Source organism: Sphingomonas bacterium, assembly GCF_028292945.1.
Taxonomy (GTDB): domain Bacteria; phylum Pseudomonadota; class Alphaproteobacteria; order Sphingomonadales; family Sphingomonadaceae; genus Sphingomonas.
Map to the genome: position 1 here is coordinate 1 of NZ_JAQGLJ010000011.1, position 6,162 is coordinate 6,162.

At 65.9% G+C, this 6,162-nt stretch carries 6 protein-coding genes and 1 pseudogene; 2 read left to right on the forward strand and 5 right to left on the reverse strand.

The window, feature by feature from the left end; all coding sequences use genetic code 11:
• Positions 1–478: 478 nt before the first annotated feature.
• Both JWN21_RS01545 and JWN21_RS01550 read left to right on the forward strand, forming a co-directional pair.
• Positions 479–718 (forward strand): hypothetical protein, encoded by a 240-nt coding sequence (locus JWN21_RS01545; protein WP_299645645.1) that lies wholly within the window; start codon positions 479–481, stop codon positions 716–718.
• Positions 719–821: 103 nt separating this feature from the next.
• Positions 822–1,223: a response regulator gene (locus JWN21_RS01550; protein ID WP_299645646.1), complete on the forward strand. Its 402-nt coding sequence runs from the start codon at positions 822–824 to the stop codon at positions 1,221–1,223.
• A gap of 149 nt (positions 1,224–1,372) precedes the next feature.
• On the opposite strand, the gene pnp is transcribed toward JWN21_RS01550, so the two are convergent.
• From pnp to JWN21_RS01575, 5 genes and pseudogenes are all read right to left on the reverse strand, one after another.
• The gene (gene pnp / locus JWN21_RS01555; RefSeq protein WP_299645647.1) at positions 1,373–3,769 is read right to left on the reverse strand and encodes a polyribonucleotide nucleotidyltransferase; all 2,397 of its coding nucleotides are present in this window, start codon (positions 3,767–3,769) and stop codon (positions 1,373–1,375) included.
• 156 nt (positions 3,770–3,925) lie between these two features.
• Positions 3,926–4,195 (reverse strand): 30S ribosomal protein S15, encoded by a 270-nt coding sequence (rpsO, locus tag JWN21_RS01560; protein ID WP_299645648.1) that lies wholly within the window; start codon positions 4,193–4,195, stop codon positions 3,926–3,928.
• 21 nt (positions 4,196–4,216) lie between these two features.
• A complete protein-coding gene (gene truB, locus JWN21_RS01565) occupies positions 4,217–5,173 on the reverse strand; it encodes a tRNA pseudouridine(55) synthase TruB (protein ID WP_299645649.1) in 957 nt (318 codons plus the stop codon).
• A gap of 2 nt (positions 5,174–5,175) precedes the next feature.
• A complete protein-coding gene (locus tag JWN21_RS01570; RefSeq protein ID WP_299645650.1) occupies positions 5,176–5,859 on the reverse strand; it encodes a site-2 protease family protein in 684 nt (227 codons plus the stop codon).
• Positions 5,860–5,883: 24 nt separating this feature from the next.
• Positions 5,884–6,162, reverse strand: a pseudogene (locus JWN21_RS01575) (thymidine kinase); the annotation flags it as partial.

Below are 6,162 nucleotides of genomic sequence, written 5' to 3' on the forward strand. Positions count from 1 at the left end.
TAGATCATTGACGCGATTTGAGCCGAGCGACGCACCATCTCTGCCTCGAATGCGGGAGGAACAGCGCAGCTTAGGAGCGCCCAACTCAGCGGGTTCTCTCCGATGACAAACCGACAAGCGAGACTCAGAGCGAACAGCACACCCGCGACGATAAGAAGGAAGTCAGGCGAGCGATGGTGTGGCAGCCTCATTGTCATCCTAAAGCACGAACGGCCGCCTTCCACCATTAGCGGACGTCCGAGAGCGCTGCTTCAAGGCGAATTACCGATCTCGAAGGTCGCGTCGAACCACTCGGACGGCAGCGCGGCACGGGCCTGCAGCAGCCTCACAGCAGCAGCTGCCATCACGTTAGCGTTTTGCTAAGCATCTTTACCTGGATCTATCTCTTCTAAAGCTCGTTCGGCACGCAGACTAAAGATCAGCGAAACCAACGTCATAGACTTGAGAGGGCAGGGATATGATCAGCAACTATGTAGTCATGGCCGCAGCACTTTGCGCCGCCACCGGCGCCTCTGCACAATCGGTGACGTTTCGTACAGCCGCCACTCAGAGCCGCCCAGCGGTCGCACGCAGCGTCGTGCTCGACAACATCATCGGCCGGGTGCAGCTGGATGCGCTGATCGCCCAGATCGTCTCCTCGGACGATGTGAAGCCGGCACAGCGCCGCGAACTCGCTTATGCCAAGGTCAACTCGACAAGGCTTCGCAGCCGCAGCTGACGGTCGAGCCAGGATTGACAACGGCAGCGTAGAGTCCTCGTTGGCAGACGGCGGTTGTTCTTCATCCTTCCGCTTCTCCGGTGCTGGAAATTGAGGGGTTGGAATGGCTCGTATTCTCATCGTGGATGATGACGAGATCCTGGCCGAAATCCTGATCGACGTGCTTGCGGCGGCGGGGCATTCGGCCAGCGCGGTCCATCATGGCGACGACGCGCTGCGCGCGATCGACGAAAGCGGTGCCGACCTTCTCATCCTTGATTACGACCTTCCCGGTGCGTCCGGGCTGGAGGTGCTCCGCCAGGTCAGGCGACATCCTCAGGGTCTGCATGTGCTGGTAATGATGCTGACGGCCAAGTCGGGAAAGCTTCTTGCCGTGCGTGCCCATCACGACGATGTGGACGATTATCTGGTGAAGCCCGTCACGCCTGAGCTGTTGGTCCGACGGGTTGAGGCACTGCTCAGAAGCGGGGCGCTGGCCCGTCAGGTGTCGCACCCGGCGTCATAAGGCGCGCGGTGCCTGGTCCGGCGTTGATCGCGAGCGGCAGGTCTCTGAACTGCTCCGCTTGACCGGAGGCGCGCATGTGCCCGTGACGAAAGAAGGCCCGGAACGCGCGTCCCGGGCCTCCCCTCTAATCAACCCTCAGACCCGAACCCTCAGTCCCGATCGCCCGTCAGAAACGCCGGCGCGAACTCGGGCGCAGGACCGTTGTCGTCCTGAGCAGCACGCTCCGGCCGCGGACCACGGTCCCCACCACCATCACGGCGCGGACCACGGTCACCGCGCGGACCACCATCGCCGTCACGACGCGGACCACGGTCGCCGCCGCCGTCGCGGCGCGGACCACGGTCACCACCGCCGCCCTCGCGACGCGGACCACGATCGCCGCCGCCACGCGGACCACGATCGCCACCCTCGCGCGGCTCGCGCGCAGGCCGGGTGTCCTCCAGCTCGGCGCCGGTCTCCTGGTCGACGACGCGCATCGACAGGCGGACCTTGCCGCGCGGGTCGATCTCCAGCACCTTGACCTTCACGGCCTGGCCCTCGGAAACGACGTCGCCCACCTTCTCGACGCGCTCGTTGCGCATCTCGGAGACGTGGACCAGCCCGTCCTTGCCGCCCATGAAGTTCACGAACGCGCCGAAATCGACCAGGTTGACGACCTTGCCGTCATAGACCTTGCCGATCTCCGGCTCCTCGACCAGGCCCTTGATCCACTTGATCGCGGCCTCGATCTGCGCGGGGTCGGAGGACGAGACCTTGATCACGCCCTCGTCGTCGATGTCGACCTTGGCGCCGGTGGTGGCGACGATCTCGCGGATCACCTTGCCGCCGGTGCCGATCACTTCGCGGATCTTCGATTTGTCGATCGTGAAGCTCTCGATGCGCGGGGCGTGCGCGGACAGCTCCTGGCGCGTCTCGCCCAGCGCCTTGGCCATCTCGACCAGGATGTGGTCGCGGCCTTCCTTGGCCTGATCCAGCGCCACGCGCATGATCTCTTCGGTGATGCCGGCGATCTTGATGTCCATCTGCATCGTGGTGATGCCGACCGACGTGCCCGCGACCTTGAAGTCCATGTCGCCGAGATGATCCTCGTCGCCGAGGATGTCGGACAGCACGGCGAACTTGTCGCCCTCCAGGATCAGACCCATCGCGATGCCCGAGACCGGACGCTTCAGCGGCACGCCCGCGTCCATCATCGCCAGCGAGCCGCCGCACACCGTCGCCATCGACGACGAGCCGTTGCTCTCCGTGATGTCGGAGGTCACGCGGATCGTGTACGGGAACTCCTCCTTGGTCGGCAGCACCGGGTGCAGCGCGCGCCAGGCGAGCTTGCCGTGGCCGACTTCGCGACGGCCCGGCGCGCCGAAGCGGCCGACCTCGCCCACCGAATAGGGCGGGAAGTTATAGTGCAGCATGAAGTGCTGATAGCTGAGCCCGGTCAGCCCATCGATCATCTGCTCGCTCTCGCGAGTCCCCAGCGTCGTGGTGGCGATGGTCTGCGTCTCGCCACGCGTGAACAGCGCCGAGCCATGCGCGCGCGGCAGGAAGTGCACTTCGGCCGAGATCGGGCGCACCGTCTTCGTGTCGCGACCGTCGATGCGGACGCCGTCGTTGAGGATCTGGCCGCGGACGATCTCCGCCTCGACCTTCTTCACCAGCTTCAGCGTGCCGAGATACTCGGCCGGGTTGGCATGCTTCAGGTCCTCGAACGCCTCGCGTGCCTTGGTGCGCGCGGCGCCGATCGCGGTCTGGCGGGCCTGCTTGTCGGTCAGCTTGTAGGCAGCGGCCATGTCGGCGCCGATCAGGTCCTTCAGCTTGGCCTTGTGCGCGCTCAGATCGGCACCGGTCTTCAGCTCCCAAGGCTCCTTGGCGGCCTTCTCGGCGAGCTGGATGATCGCGTCGATCACCTGGCCTGCGGCCTTGTGCGCGAACATCACCGCGCCCAGCATGACGTCCTCGGACAGCTCCTTGGCTTCCGATTCCACCATCATCACCGCGTCCTGTGTGGCGGCGACCATCAGGTCGAGCTCGCCGGTCGCGACTTCGCTGTCGGACGGGTTGAGCTGATACTCGCCATCCTTGTAGCCGACGCGCGCCGCGCCGATCGGGCCCATGAAGGGCACGCCCGACAGCGTCATCGCCGCCGACGCCGCGATCATCGCCAACAGGTCGGGCTCGTTCTCGCCGTCATAGGACATCACCTGCGCGATGCAGTTGATCTCGTTGTAGAACCCTTCCGGGAACAGCGGCCGCAACGGGCGATCGATCAGCCGCGAAACAAGCGTCTCGCGCTCGGTGGCGCCGCGCTCGCGCTTGAAGAAGCCGCCGGGGATGCGACCGCTCGAGGAGAACTTCTCCTGATAGTGGACGGTGAGCGGGAAGAAATCCTGCCCTTCCTTGACCGTCTTGGCGGCGGTGACGGCGCACAGCACGACCGTCTCGCCCAGCGTGGCGAGCACCGCGCCGTCGGCCTGACGCGCGACGCGCCCGGTTTCGAGGGTCAGCGTCTGGCCGCCCCACTCGATGCTGACTTTCTTGGTATCGAACATGTGATTTCCTTTACGCCGCACGCCCGATGCGTGCGGGGCCAATCTGCGAACAGAGCCGGTTCGCGGCGGTGTGGAGCGAGATGTCGCTCCGAGCCCGCAGCACCGAATTGCGCGCGGGCGGATGCGACAAGGGCGCCCCGCGGGACGCCCTTGCGATTATTTGCGAAGGCCCAGCTTCGCGATGAGATCGAGGTAGCGCTGGCCTTCGGTCTTGCGGAGATAGTCCAGCAGCGTGCGCCGCTTGTTGACCATCATCAGCAGCCCGCGGCGCGAATGATTGTCCTTGGCATGACCCTTGAAATGCTCGGTCAGGTTGCGGATGCGCTCGGTCAGGATCGCGACCTGTACTTCAGGCGACCCGGTGTCGCCGTCGATCCGGCCATGTTCCTTGATGAGCTCGCCCTTGCGCTCGGCAGTGATCGTCATGTGTATTCCTTCGACATCGGGTTACAGGTTGAAGCCGCGAACGACGCGAACCGCTCCGCCGACGATCTCGACCAGTGCCTGGGGCACGTCGTCGAGCGTCGCGAGGGTCACGCCATCGGCGGCATCGATCCCGGCCAGCACACGCCCCTGACGGAGCGCGCCTGCCTGGTCGGGGGTCAGCGATAGAGCCGGGATGTCGTCCAGCCCTGCGCCAAGCGGCAGGAGGTGGTGTTCAAGGGTGCGCGCCTTACCCGCCTCGCTCAATTTGTCCAGCGATATCGCGCGGGACAGGTCGAACGGACCGGCGCGGGTGCGGCGAAGATGGGTGACATGGCCGACCGTGCCGAGTGCGTGCGCGATGTCGCGGGCCAGCGAGCGGATGTAGGTGCCCTTGGAGACGTGCGCGGTAAGCGTGACTTGCTTCACTCCGTCATCCCGGCCTTGAGCTGGGATCCATGGTGCCGCAGACGTTCGCTCTGGGAGAGAGACGGACCCCGGCTCAACGCCCGGGTGACGAAGGAGTGAATGCACCCTCACGCTCCGGCTCGCCAGCACCACCTCCTCACCCGCCCGCGCGAGATCATAGGCCCGCTCGCCATCCACCTTCAGCGCCGAGTACGCAGGCGGGACCTGCTCGATCAGGCCGGTGAACCGGGGCAGCACCGCCGCCACCTGCACCACTGTCGGCCGCACGTCGCTGCTCGCGATCACGCGCCCCTCCAGATCGAGCGTGTCCGTCTCCTCACCGAAGCCGACGGTAAACTCGTATACCTTGTCGCCGTCGAGCAGCCGCCCCGCCAGCTTTGTCGCCTCGCCCAAGGCGATCGGCAGCACACCCGTCGCCAGCGGATCGAGCGTGCCGCCATGCCCGACCTTGACCTTGGAGTAGCCACCGTCGCGCAGCGCGCGCTTCACGGCCGCAACCCCTTGTGTCGAGCCAAGCCCGAGCGGCTTGTCGAGAATCAGCCAGCCATGCACGGTCAGGCGATCGCCGCCGCGATGCCGATGAACCAGTCGGTGACTGCGCGCGCGGGCGGTGCCACAAACCGTTGCACCAGGTTCAGTTGGGGCGCGAGCATCGGCAGAATGACCAACAGGCCAAACAACAGCACAAAGCCGAACCGGCCCAGCCTAGCCCAGACCGCCGCAGCGCGACGCGGCAGCAGTCCTTCCACCACATGCCCGCCATCGAAAGGCGGGATCGGCAGCAGGTTGAACAGCGCGAGAAAGACGTTGATCGCGATAAACGCGAACAGCGCGTCGATCACGAAGCGCACGCCGCCCGTCGCGTCCGGCGCGGCGAAAGCGGTCAGTCCCAGCACGACCGCGCCGATCATCGCGAGCGCGAAGTTCATCCCCGGTCCAGCCAGCGCAACCAGCATCATGCCCGTCCGCGGCTCGCGCAGCCGGCGATAATCGACCGGCACCGGCTTTGCCCAGCCGAACACCGGTGCCCCCGCTAGCGCCAGACCCAGCGGCAGGACGACCGTGCCGACCGGGTCGACATGGCGCAGCGGATTGAAGCTCAACCGCTTCTGCTCGGCCGCCGTCGGATCGCCCAGCAGCCGCGCGACCCAGCCATGCGCGACTTCGTGAAAGACGATGGCGATGATCAGCGGCACGATCCACACCGCCGCGCGATAGATCAGATTGTCGGAACCCATGAGGGGGATATGGGCGCGGGGGCGTCAGCCCGCCAGCGCCGCTGTGAAGTGCTTGCGGCACATCGCCATGTAGCGGTCGTTGCCCCCGATCTCGGTCTGAGCACCGCTTGCCACCGCCTGGCCGGCGGCATCGACGCGCAGGTTCATCGTCGCCTTGCGCCCGCACGCACAGACGGACTTCAGCTCCACGAGCGTATCCGCGATCGCCAGCAGTCGCGCCGAGCCGGGGAAGAGCTGGCCCTGGAAATCGGTCCGCAAACCATAGGCGAGCACCGGTACGCCGACGACGTCGGCGACGTGCGC

Bases quoted from the DNA above. Each gene is read 5' to 3' on its own strand.
- JWN21_RS01550 (WP_299645646.1), top strand. From the start codon at position 822: ATGGCTCGTATTCTCATCGTGGATGATGACGAGATCCTGGCCGAAATC.
- JWN21_RS01570 (WP_299645650.1), bottom strand. From the start codon at position 5,859: ATGGGTTCCGACAATCTGATCTATCGCGCGGCGGTGTGGATCGTGCCG.
- JWN21_RS01545 (WP_299645645.1), top strand. From the start codon at position 479: ATGGCCGCAGCACTTTGCGCCGCCACCGGCGCCTCTGCACAATCGGTG.
- pnp (WP_299645647.1), bottom strand. From the start codon at position 3,769: ATGTTCGATACCAAGAAAGTCAGCATCGAGTGGGGCGGCCAGACGCTG.
- rpsO (WP_299645648.1), bottom strand. From the start codon at position 4,195: ATGACGATCACTGCCGAGCGCAAGGGCGAGCTCATCAAGGAACATGGC.